At 70.4% G+C, this 20,407-nt stretch carries 20 protein-coding genes; 14 read left to right on the top strand and 6 right to left on the bottom strand.

Annotation, left to right across the window (positions count from 1 at the left end; translation table 11 throughout):
- Window positions 1-77 precede the first annotated feature (77 nt).
- From purE to ABGI63_RS21465, 4 genes are read left to right on the top strand one after another with little or no spacing between them, the layout of a single operon-like run.
- A complete protein-coding gene (purE, locus tag ABGI63_RS21480) occupies window positions 78-578 on the top strand; it encodes a 5-(carboxyamino)imidazole ribonucleotide mutase (protein ID WP_349744659.1) in 501 nt (166 codons plus the stop codon).
- Complete coding sequence (locus ABGI63_RS21475; RefSeq protein WP_349744539.1) at window positions 578-1,741, top strand: 5-(carboxyamino)imidazole ribonucleotide synthase; 1,164 nt, start codon at window positions 578-580, stop codon at window positions 1,739-1,741. Before purE ends, ABGI63_RS21475 begins: the two co-directional genes overlap by 1 nt.
- Window positions 1,742-1,746: 5 nt before the next feature.
- On the top strand, window positions 1,747-2,727 hold the full coding sequence (locus ABGI63_RS21470) for an L-threonylcarbamoyladenylate synthase (protein ID WP_349744538.1): 981 nt from the start codon (window positions 1,747-1,749) through the stop codon (window positions 2,725-2,727).
- Window positions 2,728-2,761: 34 nt separating this feature from the next.
- The gene (locus ABGI63_RS21465) at window positions 2,762-3,721 is read left to right on the top strand and encodes an SGNH/GDSL hydrolase family protein (RefSeq protein WP_349744536.1); all 960 of its coding nucleotides are present in this window, start codon (window positions 2,762-2,764) and stop codon (window positions 3,719-3,721) included.
- Here ABGI63_RS21465 and dacB read toward each other — a convergent pair whose 3' ends face one another.
- The gene (gene dacB / locus ABGI63_RS21460) at window positions 3,722-5,137 is read right to left on the bottom strand and encodes a D-alanyl-D-alanine carboxypeptidase/D-alanyl-D-alanine endopeptidase (RefSeq protein ID WP_349744535.1); all 1,416 of its coding nucleotides are present in this window, start codon (window positions 5,135-5,137) and stop codon (window positions 3,722-3,724) included. It abuts the gene before it with no gap.
- 32 nt (window positions 5,138-5,169) lie between these two features.
- Here dacB and tsaB point away from each other — a divergent pair, with 32 nt between their 5' ends.
- Genes tsaB through ABGI63_RS21435 form a run of 5 tightly spaced genes read left to right on the top strand, consistent with a single transcriptional unit; the run spans window position 5,170 to window position 10,668 of the window.
- Window positions 5,170-5,871: a tRNA (adenosine(37)-N6)-threonylcarbamoyltransferase complex dimerization subunit type 1 TsaB gene (tsaB, locus tag ABGI63_RS21455; protein WP_349744533.1), complete on the top strand. Its 702-nt coding sequence runs from the start codon at window positions 5,170-5,172 to the stop codon at window positions 5,869-5,871.
- Complete coding sequence (gene rimI / locus ABGI63_RS21450) at window positions 5,871-6,359, top strand: ribosomal protein S18-alanine N-acetyltransferase (RefSeq protein WP_349744657.1); 489 nt, start codon at window positions 5,871-5,873, stop codon at window positions 6,357-6,359. The genes tsaB and rimI overlap by 1 nt, the downstream gene beginning before the upstream one ends.
- The gene (locus ABGI63_RS21445; protein WP_349744531.1) at window positions 6,356-7,159 is read left to right on the top strand and encodes a uracil-DNA glycosylase; all 804 of its coding nucleotides are present in this window, start codon (window positions 6,356-6,358) and stop codon (window positions 7,157-7,159) included. Before rimI ends, ABGI63_RS21445 begins: the two co-directional genes overlap by 4 nt.
- A 36-nt stretch (window positions 7,160-7,195) precedes the next feature.
- Window positions 7,196-9,571 (top strand): putative bifunctional diguanylate cyclase/phosphodiesterase, encoded by a 2,376-nt coding sequence (locus ABGI63_RS21440; protein ID WP_349744529.1) that lies wholly within the window; start codon window positions 7,196-7,198, stop codon window positions 9,569-9,571.
- A complete protein-coding gene (locus ABGI63_RS21435; RefSeq protein WP_349744527.1) occupies window positions 9,568-10,668 on the top strand; it encodes a class I SAM-dependent methyltransferase in 1,101 nt (366 codons plus the stop codon). Before ABGI63_RS21440 ends, ABGI63_RS21435 begins: the two co-directional genes overlap by 4 nt.
- Window positions 10,669-10,681: 13 nt before the next feature.
- Here ABGI63_RS21435 and ABGI63_RS21430 read toward each other — a convergent pair whose 3' ends face one another.
- Entirely contained in the window at window positions 10,682-11,908 is a 1,227-nt protein-coding gene (locus ABGI63_RS21430; protein WP_349744525.1) for a multifunctional CCA addition/repair protein, read from the bottom strand.
- Here ABGI63_RS21430 and ABGI63_RS21425 point away from each other — a divergent pair.
- Window positions 11,844-12,542: an FxDxF family PEP-CTERM protein gene (locus ABGI63_RS21425; protein ID WP_432767451.1), complete on the top strand. Its 699-nt coding sequence runs from the start codon at window positions 11,844-11,846 to the stop codon at window positions 12,540-12,542. The genes ABGI63_RS21430 and ABGI63_RS21425 overlap by 65 nt on opposite strands.
- Window positions 12,543-12,584: 42 nt before the next feature.
- On the opposite strand, the gene ABGI63_RS21420 is transcribed toward ABGI63_RS21425, so the two are convergent.
- The 3 genes from ABGI63_RS21420 to ABGI63_RS21410 all read right to left on the bottom strand — a co-directional run bounded on the left by ABGI63_RS21420 (window position 12,585) and on the right by ABGI63_RS21410 (window position 16,341).
- Window positions 12,585-13,268: a glutathione S-transferase family protein gene (locus ABGI63_RS21420; protein ID WP_349744522.1), complete on the bottom strand. Its 684-nt coding sequence runs from the start codon at window positions 13,266-13,268 to the stop codon at window positions 12,585-12,587.
- 107 nt (window positions 13,269-13,375) lie between these two features.
- Complete coding sequence (locus ABGI63_RS21415) at window positions 13,376-14,350, bottom strand: complex I NDUFA9 subunit family protein (RefSeq protein ID WP_349744520.1); 975 nt, start codon at window positions 14,348-14,350, stop codon at window positions 13,376-13,378.
- Window positions 14,347-16,341: a lytic transglycosylase domain-containing protein gene (locus tag ABGI63_RS21410; protein WP_349744519.1), complete on the bottom strand. Its 1,995-nt coding sequence runs from the start codon at window positions 16,339-16,341 to the stop codon at window positions 14,347-14,349. Before ABGI63_RS21410 ends, ABGI63_RS21415 begins: the two co-directional genes overlap by 4 nt.
- Window positions 16,342-16,402: 61 nt before the next feature.
- Between ABGI63_RS21410 and ABGI63_RS21405 the strand changes: the two genes are divergently transcribed.
- Window positions 16,403-16,936 carry a 5-formyltetrahydrofolate cyclo-ligase gene (locus ABGI63_RS21405; RefSeq protein ID WP_349744518.1) on the top strand — a complete coding sequence of 178 codons (534 nt, stop codon included), beginning with the start codon at window positions 16,403-16,405 and terminating at the stop codon, window positions 16,934-16,936.
- Window position 16,937: 1 nt separating this feature from the next.
- On the opposite strand, the gene ABGI63_RS21400 is transcribed toward ABGI63_RS21405, so the two are convergent.
- A complete protein-coding gene (locus ABGI63_RS21400) occupies window positions 16,938-17,906 on the bottom strand; it encodes a LysR substrate-binding domain-containing protein (RefSeq protein ID WP_349744516.1) in 969 nt (322 codons plus the stop codon).
- Window positions 17,907-18,019: 113 nt separating this feature from the next.
- Between ABGI63_RS21400 and ABGI63_RS21395 the strand changes: the two genes are divergently transcribed.
- The 3 genes from ABGI63_RS21395 (at window position 18,020) to pepQ (ending at window position 20,357) form a co-directional block, all read left to right on the top strand.
- On the top strand, window positions 18,020-18,373 hold the full coding sequence (locus ABGI63_RS21395; protein ID WP_349744515.1) for a DUF2917 domain-containing protein: 354 nt from the start codon (window positions 18,020-18,022) through the stop codon (window positions 18,371-18,373).
- Between the two features lie 88 nt (window positions 18,374-18,461).
- Window positions 18,462-19,031, top strand: a complete 570-nt coding sequence (locus tag ABGI63_RS21390) for a 5-formyltetrahydrofolate cyclo-ligase (protein ID WP_349744514.1) — start codon at window positions 18,462-18,464, stop codon at window positions 19,029-19,031.
- Window positions 19,032-19,049: 18 nt separating this feature from the next.
- Window positions 19,050-20,357 (top strand): Xaa-Pro dipeptidase, encoded by a 1,308-nt coding sequence (gene pepQ / locus ABGI63_RS21385; RefSeq protein WP_349744513.1) that lies wholly within the window; start codon window positions 19,050-19,052, stop codon window positions 20,355-20,357.
- Window positions 20,358-20,407 lie beyond the last annotated feature (50 nt).

The raw sequence follows: 20,407 nt of genomic DNA, 5'->3' as shown, positions 1-20,407 counted from the left end.
CGGCTTGTTCGGGAGCAGGTGGCGGCAGCCGCCTACAATTCAAGGTTTTCCAGCCTATGGAGCGAGCCGTGCCGAACATGCCAGTCAGCGCCTCCCCCCTGGTCGGCGTGGTGATGGGCTCCAGCAGCGACTGGGAGACCATGAAACACGCTGCCGACATTCTCGCCGAGTTCGGCATCCCTTTCGAGGCGCAGGTGGTGTCCGCCCATCGCATGCCCGACGATATGTTTGCCTATGCCGAGGCCGCGCAAGCCCGCGGCCTGCGCGCCATCATTGCCGGCGCCGGCGGTGCTGCCCATCTGCCGGGCATGCTGGCGGCCAAGACCATCGTGCCGGTGCTGGGCGTGCCGGTGGCCAGCCGCCATCTGCAGGGCGTCGATTCGCTGCATTCCATCGTGCAGATGCCCAAGGGCATTCCGGTCGCGACCTTTGCGATCGGCACCGCTGGCGCTGGCAATGCCGCGCTGTTTGCGGTGGCGATGCTGGCGGCCGAGCAGCCGGGCCTGCGCGAGCAGCTGCAGGCCTACCGCCTGCGCCAGACCGAGCATGCGCGCGGCATGACGAAGGACCTGGTCTGATGGCCGAGATCTTGCAACCCGGCGCGACGCTCGGGGTGATGGGCGGCGGCCAGCTGGGCCGCATGTTTGTCCATGCGGCGCAGAGCCTGGGCTACCGCACCGTGGTGCTGGACCCCGATGCCAGCAGCCCGGCCGGGGCCGTGGCCCATGAGCACATCCGCGCCGACTATCTGGACGAGGCCGGCCTGGCCCGGCTGGCCGAGGTCTGCGAGGCGATCAGCACCGAGTTCGAGAACGTGCCCGCGGCCGCGCTGCAGTGGCTGGCGCAGACGCGCTTTGTCGCGCCGGCCGGCGCTTGTGTGGCGATCTGCCAGGACCGCGCCGACGAGAAAGCCCATTTCCAGGCCAGCGGCGTGGCTTGCGCGCCCTATGCCGTGCTGCGCAGCGAGGCCGATCTGGCGGCGGTGGCCGACAGCCTGCTGCCCGGCATCGTCAAGACCGCCCGCATGGGCTATGACGGCAAGGGCCAGATCCGTGTCAAGACCCGCGCCGAACTGCTCGCCGCCTGGGATGAGTTGAAGCGCGTGCCCTGCGTGCTGGAACAGATGCTGCCGCTGGCGTTGGAGCTGTCGGTCATCGTCGCCCGCAATGCCCAGGGCCAGATCGTGCACTTCCCGGTGCAGCAGAACCTGCACCGCGACGGCATCCTGGCCGTCACCGAGGTGCCGGCGCCGAGCGCCAGCGCCGCGCTGCAGCTCCAGGCCGCCACGTCGGCGGCGCGCATCGCCGAGGCGATGGCCTATGTGGGCGTGCTGTGCATCGAGTTCTTTGTGCTGCAGGACGGACGCCTGGTCGTCAACGAGATGGCGCCGCGCCCGCACAACTCGGGCCACTACACGATGAATGCCTGCGATGTCTCGCAGTTCGAGCTGCAGGTCCGCGCGCTGGCCGGCCTGCCGCTGAACACGCCGCGCCTGCATTCGCCGACCGTGATGCTGAATCTGCTGGGCGATCTGTGGTTCCTGCCTGATGGCAAGGAGCGCGCGCCCGACTGGGCCGCCGTGCTGGCCATCCCCGGCACGCATCTGCATCTGTATGGCAAGGCCAGCGCCAGGCCCGGCCGCAAGATGGGCCATCTGAACATCACCGCGGCCACGCCCGAGCTGGCCCGCAGCCATGCCCAGCAGGCTGCCGCGATCCTGGGCCTGCCCACCGATTGGTGACCGCCGTGTTACTCAACGGATCCGACCCCGCCGACATCGCCCGTGCCGCCCGCCATCTGGCCGAGGGCGAGTTGCTGGCCTTGCCGACCGAAACAGTCTATGGCCTGGGTGCGCGTGCCGATGACGACGCCGCGGTGGCCAAGATCTTTGCCGCCAAGGGCCGGCCCAGCGATCACCCGCTGATCGTCCATGTGCTGGACGCGGCCGATGCGGCGGATTTCGCGGCCCAGCTGCCACCGGTGGCGCAGCGCCTGATGGCGGCCTTCTGGCCCGGCCCGCTGACCTTGATACTGCCGCGCGCCCCCGGTGTCGGCGCGGCGGCGGCCGGCGGCCAGACCAGCATCGGCCTGCGCTGCCCGGCGCATCCCGTGGCACGGGCGCTGCTGGCCGAGGCCAAGGCGCTCGGCGTGCACGGCGTGGCCGCGCCCAGCGCGAACCGCTTCGGCCGCGTCAGCCCGACCCGCGCCGCCCATGTCGAGAGCGAGTTCGAGGGCCTGGTCTGGGTGCTGGACGGCGGTGACTGCGCGGTGGGCATCGAGTCCAGCATCGTCGACTGCAGCCGTGCCCACCCGGTGCTGCTGCGCCCCGGCGTGCTGACGCCGGCCCAGATCGAGGCGGCCGCCGGCGAGCCGCTGCGGGCGCCCGATGCCCAGGCGCCGCGCGCCTCGGGCACCTTGGCGGCCCACTATGCGCCGAGCGCCGTGGTGCGTCTGCTCGATGCGCCGACCCTGGCCGAGCGCCTGGGCCAGCAACAATGGCCGGCGGGGCTGGCGGTATATTCGCGGACGCTGAGCCCGGTGGCCGGCCCGCTATGGCGGGCCATGCCGGGCGATGCGGCGGCGGCGGCTCAGCAGCTGTTCGCCGTGCTGCGGGAGCTGGACGATGCCGGTGCCGGCGAGATCTGGATCGAGCTGCCGCCCCCCGATGTCGAATGGGACGGTGTGCGCGACCGGCTGTCGCGTGCGGCGGCGGCGTTCGAGTCCTGAGTTGAAGAGCAAGTTAGTCATGCCTGGAGTGTTCATGAAGATGTTGAAGCAAGCTGCGCACAGCCGCACGCTATTGGCCACGGCGGCCCTGGTGGCCGCGACCCTGGTGGCCGGCTGCGGTGGCGGTGGCGGGCAGATCGAGCCCTTCGCTCCCAAGCGCATCATGGCCTTCGGCGACGAGGCCAGCGTGATCACGACCGAGGGCAAGAAGTACTCGATCAACGCGGTCGACGCGACCACCAATGCGCAGCAATGCGCCAACAACCCGATCTGGATCCAGTCGCTGGCCGCGACCTTCGGCCTGGTGTTTGCCGAGTGCAATCCGACCAACCAGACCACGCCGGCCGGCAAGATCTACGCCCAGCCCGGCGCCACCGTGGCCGGCGTGAAGGCGCAGCTGGACACCTTCTTCGCCAGCGGCGGCTTCAACAGCAAGGACCTGGTGGCGGTGATGGCCGGCGCCAACGATGTGCTGGAGCTGTATCGCCAATACCCCCAGCAGGGCGCCGACACGCTGAAGGCCCAGGCCCGCGAGCGCGGGCGTGAGCTGGCCAGGCAGGTCAACCGCATTGCCAATGCCGACGGCCGCGTCATCGTCGCGACCTTGCCGGACATGGGCACCACGCCTTTTGCGTTGACCGAACGCGCCAACAAGCCCGACACCGACCGCGCCAAGCTGCTCAGCGAGTTGACGACCGAGTTCAACACCCAGATGCGCATCACGCTGATCGATGACGGTCGACTGATCGGCCTGGTGCTGATCAACGAGGAGGTGGAGCGCATCGTGCGCTTCAACACCAGCTATGGCTTTGCCAATGTGACCGAGGCGGCCTGCCTAGGCACCGCGCCGGCGCCCGATTGCAATACCAAGACCCTGGTCACCAATGCCAGCGGCGACACCTGGTTGTGGGCCACCAGCACCTTGATGAGCCCGGCCGGCCAGTCGCGCCTGGGCTCGATGGCGGTGAGCCGCGCGGTCAACAACCCCTTCTGATCAGGGGGCGCTGCGGTCCAGGTCCTGGACCGTCCACTGCAGCAAGGCGTCGAGTGCACCGCGCGCCGCCGACGCGCGCGGGTGGTTGATCAGGGCCACCAGCACATAGCGCCGGCCCGAGTCGGCCAGCACATAGCCGCCCAGCGCCACCACATCGCGCAGCGAGCCGGTCTTCAGGTGCGCGCGGCCGGCGGCCGCCCCGAAGCGGGTGGCCCCGCCGCGTGTCAGCGTGCCGTCGGCGCCGGCCACCGGCAGCGAGGCCATGAACTCCGGCATCACCGGGCTGGCATGGGCCAGCTGCAGCAGCCGCCCCAGCTGCCGGGCGCTCAGGCGCTGCTCGCGCGACAGGCCCGAGCCGTTCTCCAGCACAAAGGCCGAGTCCCCGAGCTTGGCCGCCAGCCACAGGCGCAGCCGCTCCTGGGCGGCCGCCGCCGTGCCGCCGGCCAGGCTCATCCACAGCATCTCGCTCATCAGATTGGCGCTGTACTTGTTGATGTCGCGCACCACCTCGGCCAGCGGCGGCGAGGCAAAGCTGAAGCTCGGCGGCGTGGCAGGCGCCGCGCCGGCCCTGACCTCGCCGAGCAGGCCGCCGCCCATCTCGCGCCACATCGCGGCGATCAGCCGGGCGTTGTAGCTGGCCGGGTCAGTGTCGGCCAGCGGCCAGGACAGCTCGCCGCAGCTGGCCGGATAGCTGCCGGCAAAGCCCAGCGCCTGCCCGGCCTGCCATTGCAGGCGCAGTGCGCCGCGCCAATCGCCGCAGGCCCCGTCCTTTTGCAGCGGCACGCTGGCGGGCGCGGGCAGCGGCACATCGCTGGCGATCCAGGCCAGGCCGCGCGCCGGGTCGGGCCGGAAGGTCAGCGTCTGGCTCTTGTAGTTCAGCAGCAGGGCCTCGGGCTGCACATTGCCGGGGCGCCAGGGCTCGCCGTCGAAATCGGCCGGCGTCAGCGGGCGAGGTGCGAAGCCGCTGTTGTCCAGCAGGATATGGCCGCGGATCTCGCGCACACCCAGGGCCCGCACCCGCTGCAGCAGCAACCACAGCCGCTCGCGCACCAGCTTGGGGTCGCCGACCCCCTTGATCACCAGATCACCCTCCAGCACCCCGGTCTCCGGCCGCAGCCGGCCCTGCAGCCAGACCGGGGTCTGCCAGGTCCAGGCCGGCCCGAGCATCTCCAGCGCCGCCAGGGTGGTGCCCAGCTTCATCAGCGAGGCCGGGTTCATCGCCTGCTCGGCCTGCCAGGCCAGGCGCGGTGAGCCGGCACCGAGCTCCTGGATCCAGACGGCCAGGGCCTCGGGCGGCAGCTGGGCCTGGCGCAGGATCTGGCCGACGCCGGCCGGCAGCGGCGCCGGCTGGGCCGGGGCCGACGCGGGGCTGGCCAGCCCCGCAACAAGGCTCAGAACAAGGGGCAGGGCTCGCATGGCGGCGATGATCGCACGGCTACACTTGCCGCATGACTGTGTTGCTGGCCCTGGATAGTTCGACCGAAAGCATGGCGCTGGCCCTGTCCGGCCCGCAAGGACGCTGGTTTTTCGAGGGTGCCGGCGGTGCCCAGGCCTCGGCGCGGCTGGTGCCCGAGCTGATGGCCTTGCTGGCCGGTGCCGGCCTGCGCCTGGCCGATGTCGATGCGATCGCTTTTGGCAGCGGCCCGGGCGCCTTCACCGGCCTGCGCACCGCCTGTGCGGTGGCCCAGGGCCTGGCTTTCGGCGCGGCCAAGCCGGTGCTGTCGCTGGACAGCCTAATGCTGGTCGCCGAGGACGCCCGCCAGCAGGCCGGCGGCACGCTGGCCCAGGTCTGGGTCGCGATGGACGCCCGCATGGGCGAGATCTATGCCGGCGCCTATGCGCATGACGGCCGGCATTGGCGCGTGCAGAGCGCGCCGGCGCTCTACAGCCCGGCCGCACTGCTGGCCCAGTGGCGCGAGCCGCCGGCGGCCCTGTGCGGCAGTGCGATCACGGTCTTTCCCGAGTTGCAAGGCCTGGCCGCGCAGGCCTGGCCGCAGAGCCGTTCGCGCGCGCAGGCGCTGCCGGTGCTGGCCGAGCAGGCCTGGGCCCAGGGCCTGCTGCTGGACCCGGCCGAGGCGATGCCGGTCTATGTGCGCGACAAGGTGGCGCAAACCACCGAGGAGCGCCTGGCCGCTCGCGCCGCATCATGATGCGGGGCGACGTCTTGAGCCCGGTGGGCAGCCGCCTGCAGGCGATGCAGGCCGGCGATGTCGAGGCGGTGCTGGCGATCGAGCAGCGCGCCTATCAGTTTCCCTGGTCGCGCGGCAATTTCATCGACTCGCTGTCGGCCGGCTACCTGGCCCAGGTGCTGCGCGGCGCCGACGGCAGCCTGCTCGGCTATTTCCTCGCGATGCAGGGGGTCGACGAGCTGCATCTGCTCAATATCACCGTGCTGCCCGAGTACCAGGGTCAGGGCCTGGCCCGGCTGATGCTGGATGCCTTGCAGGCGCTGGCGCGCGAGCACGGCGGCGCGCAGATCTGGCTGGAGGTGCGGCAGGGCAATGAGCGGGCGCGGCGTGTCTATGCGCGCTACGGTTTTGCCGAGGTGGGCCTGCGCCGCGCCTATTACCCGGCCGCCGAAGGCCGGCGCGAGGACGCGGTGCTGATGAGCTTGCGCTTGGCGGAGGGCGCGGCATGAGCTGGAGCGAACGCCAGCAGGCGATGCTGGAGGCGATGGGGCTGCGGGTCTGGACGGCGCCGCCCCTGGCCGAGCCCGAGCCGGCGGTGCCTGAGCCGCCGGTGCCGGCCAAGGTCGAGGCGCCGGCGCCGGTCCGGGTCGCCAGCGTCCTGCCGCAGATCGTGGCACCTGCGCAGCCCGCAACGGCAGCGCTGCCGCAGGCGCCGGCCGCGGCGGGCGCGGTGGCGGCGATGGATTGGACGCAGCTGCGCGAGGCCGTGGCCGGCTGCCGTGCCTGCGGGCTTTGCGAGGGGCGCAAGCACACGGTCTTCGGCGTCGGCCACGAGCGCGCGCACTGGATGGTGGTCGGCGAGGCGCCGGGCGAGCAGGAGGACCTGCAGGGCGAACCGTTCGTCGGCCAGGCCGGCAAGCTGCTGGACAGCATGCTGCGCGCCATCGGCCTGACGCGCGCCGACGGGCCGCCCGAGCAACAGGTCTTCATCGCCAACACCTTGAAATGCCGGCCGCCGCGCAACCGCAATCCCGAGCCCGAGGAGCTGGCGCAGTGCGAGCCCTATCTGAACCGCCAGATCGCGCTGGTGCAGCCGCGCATCATCCTGGCGATGGGGCGCTTCGCCGTGCAGTCGCTGCTGCGCAGCAGCGAGCCGATCGGCCGGCTGCGCGGGCGGGTGCACGAGTACCAGGGCGTGCCGCTGATCGTCACCTACCACCCGGCCTATCTGCTGCGCAATCTGGTCGACAAGGCCAGGGCCTGGGAAGATTTGTGTCTGGCCATGGACGTTCTTCAGCGCAAGACCTGACCCCTGGGTTATAAAACAAGGGCCACGAGGAGACGCATGAAGCCCGCCGCCGCTGCCATCGACGAGTCCACCCGGGCCAGCTGGGAGCGGCTGCCATGCCCCGTGGCCGTGGTCGATGCGCAGGGCCGCTTGGTCGGCGCGAACGGGCTGTTCGCCGGCCTGAGGACGGCACCGGGCTGGGATTGGCTGGATGTCGAGTCGTGCGACGAGCTGCAGCTGGCCTGGCAGCGCCCGACCGATTTCGAGCTGGAGCTGGCGCGCGCGCCGGGCCCCGGCTGGCTGGTCTGCCGCTCGCGCTGGGATGCCGCGCTGCAAGCCCATATCAGCGTCTGGCAGGACCTGCTCAGCAGCAAGGCGGCCGAGCAGGCGGCGCAGCTGCGGCTGCTGGCCGACCATGTGCCGGCGCTGATCGCGCTGTATGACGCGGTGACCCACCGCTGCCTGTTTGCCAATCGCGAGTACGCCCATGCCTTCGGCTTCACCGAGCGCTCGGTGCTGGGTCTGACCTTTGCCGAGGTGATAGGCCCGGAGGCGGCCGAGCGCATCCAGCCCTATGTGGAGCGGGTGCTGCGCGACAAGCAGCCGGCCCAGTACGAGCGTCAGCTGCTCGGCCCGGATGGCCGGCCGCGCTGGATCGAGGTGCACCTGATTCCGCATCTGGACGCGCAGGGCAATTCGCTGGCCAGCTTTGTGCAGATCCTCGACATCACCAAGTACCGCTTGGCCGAGGCGGCGGTGCGCGAGTCCGAGGCGCGGCTGGACAAATTCATGCAGGCCTCGGTGGAAGGCATCCTGTTCCACCGCGACGGCATCATCACCGACGCCAATCCGCCGCTGTGCGCCTTGGTGGGCTACAGCCTGGAGGACATGGTCGGCCGCCCCGCACTGGATTTCGTCGCGCCGCAGGAGCTGCACAAGGTCCGCCAGGTCATGAACCAGGGCCAGGAGCTGCGCTATGAAAGCGTGGTGCTGCATCGCGACGGCACGCCGATCCCGGTCGAGTTCATCGTGCGGACCTTGCTGCGCCAGGGCGAGCGCCTGCGCATGACCATCGTGCGCGATATCCGCGAGCAGCTGGCGGCGCAGTCGCGCATCCACCACCTGGCCCATCACGACAATTTGACCGGCCTGCTGAACCGCGTCGCCTTCATGGAGCGCCTGGTGCCGGCCATGCAGCGCGCCGAGCGTGGCGGCCAGCGCCTGGCCTTGCTGTTCATCGACCTGGACAATTTCAAGCGCGTCAACGATTCGCTGGGCCATCTGGAAGGCGACAAGGTGCTGGTGACGGTGGCCCAGCGCATCTGCGACTGCCTGCGCGCCAGCGATCTGGTGGCGCGCTTCGGTGGCGACGAGTTCGTCGTGCTGCTGGACGATATCCATCAGCGCGACGATGTGCTGGTGGTGCTGATGGCCCTGCTGTCGGTGGTCGAGGTGCCGGTCAATGTCAACGGGCGCGACCTCTTCGTGACGCCCTCGATCGGCATCGCCGTCTATCCCGAGCATGGCGACAGTGCCGAGGAGCTGATCCAGCATGCCGATACCGCGATGTATCTGGCCAAGTCCGGCGGGCGGGCCAGCTATCGCTATTTCGAGCCGGCGATGGCGGCGCGTGCCTATGCCGACCTGGTGTTGGAGACCGAGCTCAGCGAAGGGCTGGCGCGCGGCGAGTTCCGCCTGCACTACCAGCCCCAGGTCGATGCACGCGACGGCCGTCTGGTCGGCGCCGAGGCCTTGCTGCGCTGGCAGCATCCGCAGCGCGGTCTGCTGAGTCCGGACGCCTTCATCGGCGTGGCCGAGCGGCATCGGCTGATGCTGCCGCTGGGCGAATGGGTGATGCGCGAGGCGGCGCGGCAGTCGCGGCTGTGGCACGAGAGCGGGGTGGCGGCGGTGCCGATCGCGGTCAATCTCTCGGCCATGCAGTTCCGGCTCGAGCGCTTTGCCGACACCGTGCGCCAGGTGCTGGCCGAGGCCGGCGTGCCGGGAGCCTGGCTGGAGCTAGAGCTGACCGAGCGCATGCTGATGGACGATATCGGCACGGCCCCGGCCACGCTGACCGCGCTGCGTGCGCTGGGCCTGTCGATCTCGGTCGACGATTTCGGCACCGGCTACACCTCGCTGGCCCATCTGACCCAGCTGCCGCTGGACAAGCTGAAGATCGACCAGGGTTTTGTCGCCAAGCTGCCCGACGACGCTGGCGCGCTGGCCATCACCCGCGCCATCGTGCAGATGGCCCAGGGCCTGGGCCTGCGCGTCGGCGCCGAGGGCGTGCGCAGCCGCGCGCAATGGCAGCTGCTGGCGGACTGGGGCTGCCACGATCTGCAGGGCGAGCTGATCGCCGCCTCGATGTCGGCCGAGCAGTTCGAGGCCTGGCTGCACAGCCGCCACGGCGCCCTTCCTACAATGGCGCCATGACAGCGCATGAAGGCCGGCCCACCCCACTGCAGACCCTGATTCGCGAGGCCGTCGCCGAGGCCGGCGGCTGGCTGGGCTTCGACGACTTCATGGCCCTGGCCCTGTATGCACCGGGCCTGGGCTATTACAGCGGCGCGCGGCAGAAGTTCGGCACGATGCCGGCCGATGGTTCCGACTTCGTCACCGCGCCCGAGCTGTCGCCCTTGTTCGGCCGGGCGCTGGCCGCCCAGCTCGATCAGGCGCTGAGCGCCAGCGCCACCGACACCGTGTTCGAGTTCGGTGCCGGCAGCGGTGCGCTGGCGGCGCAGCTGCTGCAGGCCCTGGGCGATCGCGTGGCGCGCTACTGCATCGTCGACCTGTCCGGCTCGCTGCGCGCGCGCCAGGCCGAGCGCCTGGCAGCCTGGGGCGACAAGGTGCAGTGGCTGGACGCGCTGCCCGAGCGCTTTGCCGGCGTGGTGGTCGGCAACGAGGTGCTGGACGCGATGCCGGTGCAGCTGATGCGCTTCGATGGCCAGCAGTGGCTGGAGCGCGGTGTCGTCTGGACGGGGGCAGGTTTGGCCTGGGGCGAGCGCGAAACCGGGTTGAGCCTGCCGGCCGAGGTGGTCAATGAGCCCTATCCCGGCGGCTATCTGACCGAGCTGCACGCGCAGGCCGAGGGTTTTGTGCGCACGCTGGCCGCCGGCCTGCAGCGCGGCGCGATCTTTCTGATCGACTACGGCTTTCCCGAGCGCGAGTACTACCACCCGCAGCGCGCCGGCGGCACCGTGATGTGCCATCACCAGCACCGCGTCGATGCCGATCCGCTGGCCCTGGTCGGCGAGAAGGACATCACCGCCCATGTCAACTTCACCGGCATCGCGCTGGCTGGGCAGGAGGCCGGCCTGACCGTGCTGGGCTACACCAGCCAGGCCAACTTCCTGATCAACTGCGGCCTGACCGAGCTGCTCTGCGAGACCGACCTGGCCGGCCGCGCGATGGCGCACCGGCTAATCGCCGAGCATGAGATGGGCGAGCTGTTCAAGGTGATCGGCTTCGTCGCGGGCGAGAGCTTCGAGGCCCTCGGCTTCGCGGCGGGCGACCGCTCGCACATGCTCTGAGCGAAGCCCCGCCTCAGGGCGGGGTCAGTGCTTGCAGCGCCTGCAGGCGCGCGGCCTGCACCTCGCGGCCGATCGCCGGGCCGGTCTTGCCGGCCGCCAGCGCGGCGGTGCTGACGGCGCCCAGGTCGAGGGCCAGCAGTGTCTGCAGATCGCGCTGCAGCAGCGGCCGCTGCGGGTAGGGCCTGTCCTCCAGCCCGAGCCGGCCGCGCGCATCGCACTCGCAGGCCAGCAGCAATTGCTCGAAGCGCTCGGGCCGGCGCCAGGCATCGCAGCGCTCCAGCAGGCGCAGCCTGGCCTCCGGGCCGAAGCCTCCGCTCTGGTGCACATGGGTGTGCTCGCGCGCCATCAACTCGGCCAGCTCGCGGCAGTCGGTCGGCACCCGCCAGCGCTCGCTCAAGGCGCGGGCCAGTGGCACGCCGCGGCCCTCGTGGCCGATATGGCGGGGCAGGGCCTCGGCGGGTGTCAGCCCCTTGCCCAGGTCATGGCAGAGGCTGGCATAGCGCACCGGCAGCGGCGCCGCGAGCCGGGCGCAGGTGTCGAGCACCATCAGCAGGTGCACGCCGGTATCGATCTCCGGGTGATGGGCCTCGGGCTGCGGCACGCCGAACAGCCGCTCGATCTCGGGCGCCAGCCGCGCCAGCGCGCCGGCCTCGCGCAGCACCGCCAGCATGCGCGAGGGCCTCTCCTCCATCAGCCCGCGCGACAGCTCCTGCCAGACCCGCTCGGCCACCAGCGCATCGACCTCGCCGGCCGCCACCATGCGGCGCATCAGCGCCATGGTCTCCGGCGCCACGCTGAAGTCGGGCAAGCGTGCCGCAAAGCGCGCCAGCCGCAGGATGCGCACCGGGTCCTCGGCAAAGGCTTCGGAGACATGGCGCAGCACCTTGTCGGCCAAGTCCTGCCGGCCGCCATAGGGGTCGACGAGGGCGCCGGCCGCGTCCTCGGCCATCGCGTTGATCGTCAGATCGCGCCGTGCCAGGTCTTGCTCCAGCGTGACATCGGGCGCGGCATGGAAGGCGAAGCCGTGATAGCCGGGCGCGGTCTTGCGTTCGGTGCGGGCCAGCGCGTATTCCTGATGGGTCTGCGGATGCAGAAAGACCGGGAAGTCGCGACCCACCTGCAGATAGCCCCGATCCAGCATCTGGGCCGGGCTGGCCCCGACCACGACCCAGTCGATGTCCGAGACCGGGCGCCCCAGCAGAGCGTCGCGCACCGCGCCGCCGACTTTGAAGACTTGCATCGATGAGAGATCAGTGAGGCTTGTTTGTGCGATTGCTGGCCAAGCCAGTGTTTGGCGCTGGCCAATCCCCCCGGATGGAGGGGAGGCATGGAGTGTAGGCTTGAAGATAATGCAGGCGGAAATTCAATTATTTCAATATTCAACGAGGGAAAACCCGATGAACCTGCGCGCAATTGCAGCGGCCGCCATGCTGGCCGTATCCGCCTCCGGTGCTCTGGCCGGTGTGGCCGAGTTCGATGTCGATGGCCTGGCCATGTTCGGCAACGACAAGTTCACCACCACTGGTGACTTCACCCAGACGATCACGTTCTCGGGTCTGGCTGCAGGCCAGTACAACATCACCGGCGACATCAGCGGCACTCGCGTGGTGTTCAGCTCGGTGCTGCTGGACGGCAAGAGCTGGGACCTGACCCCGGGCGTCAATGGCAAGCTGCGCGCTGGTTTCATCGAGTACACCGGCACGACTCCGCTGACCCTGACCGTCGTGGGTTCGGTGGATGGCGTGCTGCGTCAAGCCAACTTCCAAGGTTCGCTGGCAGTCACGGCCGTGCCGGAACCCGAGACCTATGCCCTGATGCTGGCCGGTCTGGCCGCCGTGGGCTTTGTGGCTCGCCGCCGCAATATCAAGGCCTGAGTTTTCTCGGCCTTATGAGAAGGGCGCCCGTGGCGCCCTTTTTTACGTCCGGACCTTGCGGTAGGGCTCCTCGAAGTCCAGGAAGTCCTGCTCCGCCAGCGCGTCGGCGATCCAGTCGGCGACGCCGGGCGCCTGGCGCACACGCTGGGCATAGGCGGCGCTGGCGGCCGACAGCGGCAGGCCGTAGCTGTGGATGCGCATCACCACCGGCGCGAAATAGGCGTCGATGGCGCCGAACTCGCCGAACAGAAAGGGGCCGCCGCTGGCTGCCAGCTGCTCCTGCCAGATCGCGTCGATGCGGGCCAGATCGGCGCGCACCTGGGGCTGCTCGGCCAGCAGGCGGGTACCGACCTCGGGCAGGGTCGCCTCGATATTCATCGGGCAGTTCTGGCGCAAGGCGCCAAAGCCGGCGTGCATCTCGGCGCAGAGGCTGCGGGCACGGCTGCGCTGTCTTGCATCGCGCGGCCAGATCGGCAGCTCGGGATGGCGCTCGGCGATGTGCTCGGCGATCGCCAAGGTGTCCCAGACCGCGAAGCCTTCGTCCTCGACCAGCACCGGCACCTTGCCGGTCGGCGTGTAGCGGGCCAGCTCGCGGTAGAAGTCCGAGCCGGGCGCGAAGTCAAAGCGCAGCTTGCGCTCCTCGAAGGGGATGCCGAAGGCCTTCAGCAGCACCCAGGGGCGCATGGACCAGGAGGAGTAGTTCTTGTTGCCGATGATCAGATGCATGGGGGGTTTCCTCGTCAAAACCCCGTCATCCTAAGCGGCGCCATGCGTCTCGTGGGTGAGGCTTGCGCAAGGGATTGATGCGCCGCACGCAGCGGCGCGCCAGGAACTCAGCGCCCGGCGCCGGCACGCCAGCGGTCCAGCCGCGCCAGGCCCAGCCCGCTGCCCAGATAGGCCGGCACGATGGCAGAGGCCGCATGGGCCTGGATGCCCAGCGCGGCCAGGCCCGGCAGCTGGCCGCCGGCCACATTGGGCACCTGCATCGAGGCCAGGTTGTCGCGCGACATCAGCGGCTCGCCGGGCAGCAGCTCCAGCGCGACGGCCTGCAACCAGGCCAGCGGCCCGGGCAGCGGCAGGATGGGCCGGGCCCGGCCGACACAGCGCCCGGCCAGCCGTACCAGCTCGGCCAGGCTGGCCACCTGGGGGCCGGCCAGCTCATAGGTCTGGCCCACCGTGTCGGCGTCGACGACGCAGCGCACGATGGCGGCCGCCACATCCTCGACCCAGACCGGCTGGAAGCGCGCCTTGGCGCCGGCCAGCGGCAGCAGCGGGAACAGCGTCTGCAGCCGCGCGAACAGGTTCAGGAAGCGATCCTCGCGGCCGAAGATCACCGAGGGCCGCAGCAGGGTCAGATCCAGACCCTGCATCTGCGCGGCGGTCTGCAGCGCGGCCTCGCCATGGGCCTTGGAGCGCAGATAGCGCGAGGGTGCCTGGTCCGACACGCCCAGCGCGCTGACATGGATCAGCCGGCGCACGCCGCTGGCCCGGCAGGCGGCGGCCAGGCGCTGCGGCAGCTCCACATGCACATGCTGGAAGGCCGCCTCGCTGCCTTGCAGGATGGCGACCAGATTGATCACCGCATCCTGCTGAGCCAGCAGCGCGCGCAGCTGCGCCTCGTCGAACAGATCGGCCTGCAGCACCGTCAGCCCCGGCAGCGACTGCACCGCCTGGGCCGCGCGCAGGCGCCGGGTCGGCACGGTGATGCGGGCGGCGCCGCCGAACTCGCGCACCAGCTGCTCGCAGACCGCGCGGCCGACAAAGCCGCTGCCGCCGAGGACCAGCACGCGAGGGTTGCCGGCGCTCATGGCAGGTCCTGATTGATGGGCGCAGCGCCGGCCGGGCCGATCAGCCGGCCCAGGCGCGAGCGCAGATCGGGCGGCTCGGTGCCCAGCAAGGCGGCGTAGATCGTCGCGTTGGAGAGCACGCGCTTGACATAGTCGCGGGTCTCGTGGAACGGGATGTTCTCGGCCCAGATCGCGGCATCCAGCGGCGGCCCCTGGCGCCAGCGGCGCGGGCGCGAGGGGCCGGCGTTGTAGGCGGCGGCGGCCATCGCCATCGAGCCGCCGAAATCATCGAGCACCAGCTTCAGATAGCGGGTGCCTATGCGCAGATTGAAATCGCGGTCGGTCAGCAGCTCGGGCCGGTAGTCGATGCCGACCTTCTTGGCGGTCCAGCGCGCGGTGCCGGGCATCACCTGCATCAGACCCGAGGCGCCGACATGGGAACGCGCATCGCTGACAAAGCGCGACTCCTGGCGGATCAGGCCATAGACGTAGGCCGGGTCCAGCCCGATCTCGCGGGTCTGCGCCAGCAGCTCGCTGCGGTAGGGCGTCGGAAAGCGCTGGGCCAGATCGATCTCGCCGCGGCTGCGCTCGCTGGTGTTGATGCAGCGGTCCCAGACCTCGCGGTCGCAGGCGATCTGCGCGGCGGCCAGCAGCTCGCGGTCGCCCATGCCGCGCAGGCTGAAGTTCCACTCGCGCACCCCTTCGCTGCGCAGCCCGGCCGCGATCAGCGCCAGCGCCCGGCTCAGGCCCGGGTGGTCCAGGGCCTGGGTCTTCTCGGCCGCGCTCAGCGCCAGCGGGGCGGGCGGCAGCGCGGTGCGCTGGCCCAGCTCCTCGGCCGCCAGCTTGCCGTAGAAGCTCAGCGGCGAGGCCAGGCCTTGCAGCAGGCGCTGGGCCTCGGCCTGCTTGGCGGCGGCGCTGCTCTGCTTGAGCGCGCGCGCCTTCCAGAACTGCCAGGTCGGGTCCTGCTGCTCGGCGGCGCTCATCAGCTCGATGGCGCGCAGCAGCAGGGCCGGGCGGCCCGCGCCGTCATCGGCGCGCAAGGCCGCGCGGGCGGCCCGCGCCAGGGTTTCGTCGCTCCACTCGGGCGCCTTCCTGCCCTGCAGCTTCAGCGCCTTGTCGTAGTAGTCGGCCGCCTCGGGCTGCAGCTTGAAAGCGGCCGAGCGGCCGATCTGGGCCCAGACCCAGGCCGCCAGCTCATGCGGCAGCTGGCGTTCCCAGCGCTTGTTCATGAACTCGGCCGTGACCTCGGCGTCGTTGGCGGCGCTGCGTATCAGGGCCAGCGTGGTCAGCTCGTCCTGCTGGCGGTTGTTCGCGGCGGCCTTGCGGGTCAGGTAGCGGCCGGCGTTGTCGAGCAAGGTCTTGACCTCGGCCTCGACCGGCTTGCCCAGCAGCCGGGCGGCCGCCTGCATCGCCTGCGGCCGGCCGGCCTCGGCAGCCAGGCGCAGCTTGAGCCAGACATCCTCGGCGTCCAGGCGCTTGGCCTCATACAGCGCGCCGGCCATCAGCTGGCAGCCGTCGTCGGCATCGCGCTGCGCCAGCCATGCCGCCCTGGCCGCCACGCGCACATCGCGGCCGGCCAGGTGCTCGGTCAGCAGCGCGTAGCAGCTGACCTGGCGGTCGTCATTCATCTTGAAGCGCGGATGGTCCTGCGCGAAATTGGCCCAGTCGCGGCGCCGGCCCAGCTCCAGCAGCCAGTCGTTGCGCAGGCGGTCCTCGACATAGCTGCCCGGCCAGCGGGCGTAGAAGGCCTCCAGATCGCTCTGCTGCAAGTCCTTGAGCCGCAGGCCCAGCTCCCAGTAGTCGATCCAGGGCGCCAGCGGGTACTGGCGTTCCAGCGCGCTGGCCTTCAGCGCGGCCAGGCGCTGGCCATCCCTGGCACGCAAGGCCTCGCGGGCCTCGGTGATCAGCTCGGGTTTCGCGGCCGGCTGTGCAAGACCTGTCCCTGCCGCCAGGCCCAGCGCCATCAGCGCGGCCAGGGTCCGCCGCCCAGCTTCATATACTGCCAACAACATTCTTTCCTTCATCGGTGCTTCGGTGTCCCAGACTTCTACAGTACCCCATGAACGCGCCGCGTTGCGCACTCATTTGCTGGCCGCGCGTGCGCAATGGCTCGCTTCCACGGCCGGCCAGGCCGCCGCGGCCGCCTTGGCGCAGCGGCTGCGCGAGCTGCTGGAGCAGCTGGAGCCGCAATGCCTGGGCCTGTACTGGCCGCTAGCCGGCGAATTTAACGCAGTGAGCGATCTGCTGGCCCAGGCCTTGCCGGAGCCGCCGGCGCTGGCCCTGCCCTATGCCTACCAGGCCTCGCGCCGGATGGACTACCGGCGCTGGGACGGCAGCCCGCCGGCCTTGCAGGACGAATGCGGCATCGCCAGCTGCGCCGGCGCGCCGGTTCAGCCCGATGTGGTGCTGGTGCCCTGCGTGGGTTTCACCCGCGAGGGCTACCGCCTGGGCTACGGTGGTGGCTATTTCGACCGCTGGCTGGCCGCCCACCCGGGCGTGACCAGCGTGGGTCTGGCCTGGAGCTGCGGCGAGGCGAGCTTTGCCGTCGAGCCGCATGACCAGGCGCTGACCCTGGTGCTGACCGAGCACGAGATCATCAGCCCCTGAACTATTCCGCCTCGCCGATATCGCGCCGCGACTGCGCGGCCTGCGCCAGTATCCAGTCGCTGAACTGCTGCACCTCGGGCCGGTGGCGGCCGTGGCGGGACAGCAGCAGCCAGTAGGCGTAGGGGCTGTCGAGCCGGCCCTCGGGGCCGAAGGGCTCGATCAGATCGCCGCGGTGCAGCTGCTCACTGACCAGGGCCAGCCGGGCCAGTGCCACCGCCTGGCCGGCCAGTGCCGCCTGCACCTGCTGGTAGGTGAAGTTCAGATACATCCAGCGCCGCGGCTGCAGGCCGCCCTGGCCGTGCTCGCGCAGCCAGCGCCGCCAGCTCAGGTATTCGGCGCTGGGGCGCTGGTCGTCCTCCTCGGCCAGGGTGTAGCGGGCCAGATCGGCCGCGCTGGCCAGCGGCGGCACCTCGCCCTGCGCGGCCTGGCGTGCCAGCCAGGGGCTGATCACCGGGGTCAGGGTCTCGCCGAACAGGCGCTGCGCCTCGCTGCGGTCGGCGAGCTGGCCCGGCGAGGCATAGCGCAGCGCGATGTCGACCTCGCTGTCGTCGAGCTCGACCACGGTGTCGTGGGCCGAGACGCGGATGTCGATGTCCGGATGCTCGCGCTGGAAGGCCTCCAGCCGCGGGATCAGCCAGAGCGAGGCAAAGGAGGCAAAGGTGGTCACGTTGACGACCTGGCGGCCGCGCGTCTGGCGGATCTGGCGCACCGTGCCGTCCAGCTTCTCCAGCACCGCGACCGCCGTGCCCTGCAGGGTGGCGCCGTCGGCGGTCAGCTCGACATGGCGGGTGCCGCGCAGGAACAGGGTGCAGCCGATCTCCTCCTCCAGCGTACGGATCTGGCGGCTGATGGCCGACTGGGTCAGGTAGAGCTCCTCGGCGGCGGCGCGAAAGCTCAGCAGGCGTGCCACCGCCTCGAAGGCGCGCAGCGGACCGATCGACAGCGGACGTTGGCGGAGTGGCTTACTCATGAGCAAATGGTATCAATCCCGCGCGCTCATCTCATTGGACGATGATCCGGGTAGTCCCTAGTATTCACCCATGCCAAGCAGCTGTTGCTGCCGCAGAGTCAGGGGAATCAATCATGAGCAAATTGCAATCCACAGTCGCACAAGCCCAGTTCACGCAATCGGTCTGGTTGCTGCCGTCCGGCGAGGCCCTGAGCCTGGAGATCGGCCCCGGTGCGCGCGAGCTGAGCGTGGTCGAAGGCCGGGTCTGGCTGACCCAGGCCGGCAGCCTGCAGGACATCTGGCTGGAGCCGGGCCAGAGCGTGTCGCTGGCCTCGGGCAGCCAGATCGTGCTGGAAGCCTGGCCGAGCGCGCAGTTTCAGCTGCTGGTGCCGCCCAGCGCCTGCCCGAGCCTGGCACGTCGTGCCCGGCCGGCCGCTGCCGCCAGCAGCGCGGCCTGGCTGAAACCGGCCGGCCTGGCGACCGCCTGAGCCTCTTGCGCTATCGATAAACCCGCTCACGCGGCGGGCCGGGGCTCCCGCACAATCGCGGCACCGCAGCACTTGGATGGAGCCCCGCGTGGATGTCAATGATCGAGCCGCCCTGCGCCACAAGCTGATTCAGGACCGGCTGGACCTGCCGGACCGCCTGGCGCTGGCCGAGCAGCTGCAAAGCGTGCTGCGCGTCTGGCTGGTGCGCCGCCGCGAGAGCACCATCGGCGCCTACTGGCCGATCAAGGGCGAGTTCGATCCGCTGCCGGCGCTGTACCGCTGGAGCGAGGCCGACCCCCAGCGCCGGATTGGCCTGCCGGTCGTCGACAAGGCACACGGCACCCTGCGCTTTCATGTCTGGTATCCCGGCTGCCCGATGGAGGAGGATGCCTACGGCATTCCCAAGCCCAAGGACACCGAGGTCTTCGAGCCCCAGCTGATGATCGTGCCCTGTCTGGGCTACGGCCCCTGTGGCCTGCGCCTGGGCTATGGCGGCGGCTTCATGGACCGCACCCTGGCCGGCCTGACGCCGCGCCCCGCCACTGCCGGTGTCGGCTATGCCCATGGCTTCCTGCCGCTGCTGAAGGCCGAGCCGACCGATATGCCGGTCGACGCGATGCTGACCGAGGAGGGCGTGGTCTGGGATGTGAACGGCTGATCGACAGACAATCCGCAGATGAACTCCTACGCCCGACACCTGTCCCGCCTGCAAGCCCAGGCCGAGAGCGCGCTGGCCCGCAGCGGCTTTGACGCGCTGCTGATCGCCGCCGGCATCGAGAAGTACGCCTTCCTCGACGACCGGCCCTATCTGTTCCAGCCCAATCCGCATTTCAAGCACTGGCTGCCGCTGACCGCGCATCCGCACAGCTGGCTGCTGGTGCGCCCGGGCCACAAGCCGCGCCTGGTGTATTACCAGCCCGATGATTTCTGGCATGTGCCGCCGGCCGACCCCAGCGGCGAATGGTTACCCCATGTCGAGCTGTGCGTGATCGGCCGGCCTGAAGACGCGCTGGCGCATCTGCGCGTGCCGGGCCGGCTGGCCATCGTCGGCGAGGCCGATGCGGCGCTCGACGGTCTGGTGCCCAACAATCCGGCGGCGCTGCTGAACATCCTGCACTGGCAGCGTGCGGTGAAGAGCGGTTACGAGCTGGAACAGATGCGCGCCGCCTCGCGCCGTGCGGTGCCGGCCCATCGGGCCGCCAAGGCCGCCTTCGAGGCCGGCGCCTCGGAGCTGGACATCCACCGCGCCTATCTGGCGGCCAGCGGCCATACCGATCGCGACCTGCCCTACAGCAATATCGTCGCGCTCAACGAGCACGGCGCGGTGCTGCATTACCAGTATCAAGACCCGACCCCGCCGGCCCAGTCACGCTCGCTGCTGATCGATGCCGGCGCCCAGGTCAATGGCTATGCCTCGGACATCACGCGCACCTGGAGCGGCCGCGACGAGCGCTTCGATGCCTTGCTGGCGGCGATGGAGGCGGCCGAGCTGGCCCTGGTCGACGAGGTGCGTGCCGGCGTCGACTACCGCGACATCCATCTGAGCACGCACCGCCGCATCGCCGCCATCCTGGCCGAGCAGGGCATCGTCCGCATGAGTGCCGAGGCCCTGGTCGAGCAGCGCGTCACCAGCACCTTCTTCCCGCACGGCATCGGCCATCTGCTGGGCCTGCAGGTGCACGACATCGGCGGCTTCATGGCCGACGACAGCGGCGCGCTCGCGCCCAAGCCCGAGGGCCATCCCTATCTGCGCCTGACGCGCCGGCTCGAGCCCGGCATGGTGGTGACGATAGAGCCGGGGCTCTACTTCATCCCCACCCTGCTGAACAAGCTGCGCGCCACGCCGGCCGGCAGCGCGGTCAACTGGGGCCTGGTCGAGCACCTGGCCCGCTTCGGCGGCGTTCGCATCGAGGACGATGTGGTCTGCCGCAGCGACGGCGCGCCGGAGAACCTGACGCGGGATGCGTTTGCGGCGCTGGGGTGATGGCGGGTGGGGCGCGGCCCGGCCGGGGGGGCGACTGTAAGAGTTTAGGT

It is taken from the genome of Roseateles cavernae, assembly GCF_040187885.1.
GTDB lineage: Bacteria > Pseudomonadota > Gammaproteobacteria > Burkholderiales > Burkholderiaceae_C > Roseateles_E > Roseateles_E cavernae.
The sequence above is the reverse complement of the archived record's forward strand: the minus strand, read 5'-3'. Positions and strand labels throughout refer to the sequence as shown.

Coding starts and splice junctions, on each gene's coding strand:
- ABGI63_RS21445 (WP_349744531.1), top strand. CDS start 6,356: ATGAGCTGGAGCGAACGCCAGCAGGCGATGCTGGAGGCGATGGGGCTG.
- ABGI63_RS21400 (WP_349744516.1), bottom strand. CDS start 17,906: ATGAGTAAGCCACTCCGCCAACGTCCGCTGTCGATCGGTCCGCTGCGC.
- ABGI63_RS21430 (WP_349744525.1), bottom strand. CDS start 11,908: ATGCAAGTCTTCAAAGTCGGCGGCGCGGTGCGCGACGCTCTGCTGGGG.
- dacB (WP_349744535.1), bottom strand. CDS start 5,137: ATGCGAGCCCTGCCCCTTGTTCTGAGCCTTGTTGCGGGGCTGGCCAGC.
- ABGI63_RS21420 (WP_349744522.1), bottom strand. CDS start 13,268: ATGCATCTGATCATCGGCAACAAGAACTACTCCTCCTGGTCCATGCGC.
- ABGI63_RS21440 (WP_349744529.1), top strand. CDS start 7,196: ATGAAGCCCGCCGCCGCTGCCATCGACGAGTCCACCCGGGCCAGCTGG.
- ABGI63_RS21395 (WP_349744515.1), top strand. CDS start 18,020: ATGAGCAAATTGCAATCCACAGTCGCACAAGCCCAGTTCACGCAATCG.
- ABGI63_RS21415 (WP_349744520.1), bottom strand. CDS start 14,350: ATGAGCGCCGGCAACCCTCGCGTGCTGGTCCTCGGCGGCAGCGGCTTT.
- pepQ (WP_349744513.1), top strand. CDS start 19,050: ATGAACTCCTACGCCCGACACCTGTCCCGCCTGCAAGCCCAGGCCGAG.
- ABGI63_RS21435 (WP_349744527.1), top strand. CDS start 9,568: ATGACAGCGCATGAAGGCCGGCCCACCCCACTGCAGACCCTGATTCGC.
- purE (WP_349744659.1), top strand. CDS start 78: ATGCCAGTCAGCGCCTCCCCCCTGGTCGGCGTGGTGATGGGCTCCAGC.
- ABGI63_RS21465 (WP_349744536.1), top strand. CDS start 2,762: ATGAAGATGTTGAAGCAAGCTGCGCACAGCCGCACGCTATTGGCCACG.
- ABGI63_RS21410 (WP_349744519.1), bottom strand. CDS start 16,341: ATGTTGTTGGCAGTATATGAAGCTGGGCGGCGGACCCTGGCCGCGCTG.
- rimI (WP_349744657.1), top strand. CDS start 5,871: ATGCGGGGCGACGTCTTGAGCCCGGTGGGCAGCCGCCTGCAGGCGATG.
- ABGI63_RS21475 (WP_349744539.1), top strand. CDS start 578: ATGGCCGAGATCTTGCAACCCGGCGCGACGCTCGGGGTGATGGGCGGC.
- tsaB (WP_349744533.1), top strand. CDS start 5,170: ATGACTGTGTTGCTGGCCCTGGATAGTTCGACCGAAAGCATGGCGCTG.
- ABGI63_RS21425 (WP_432767451.1), top strand. CDS start 11,844: ATGTCCGAGACCGGGCGCCCCAGCAGAGCGTCGCGCACCGCGCCGCCG.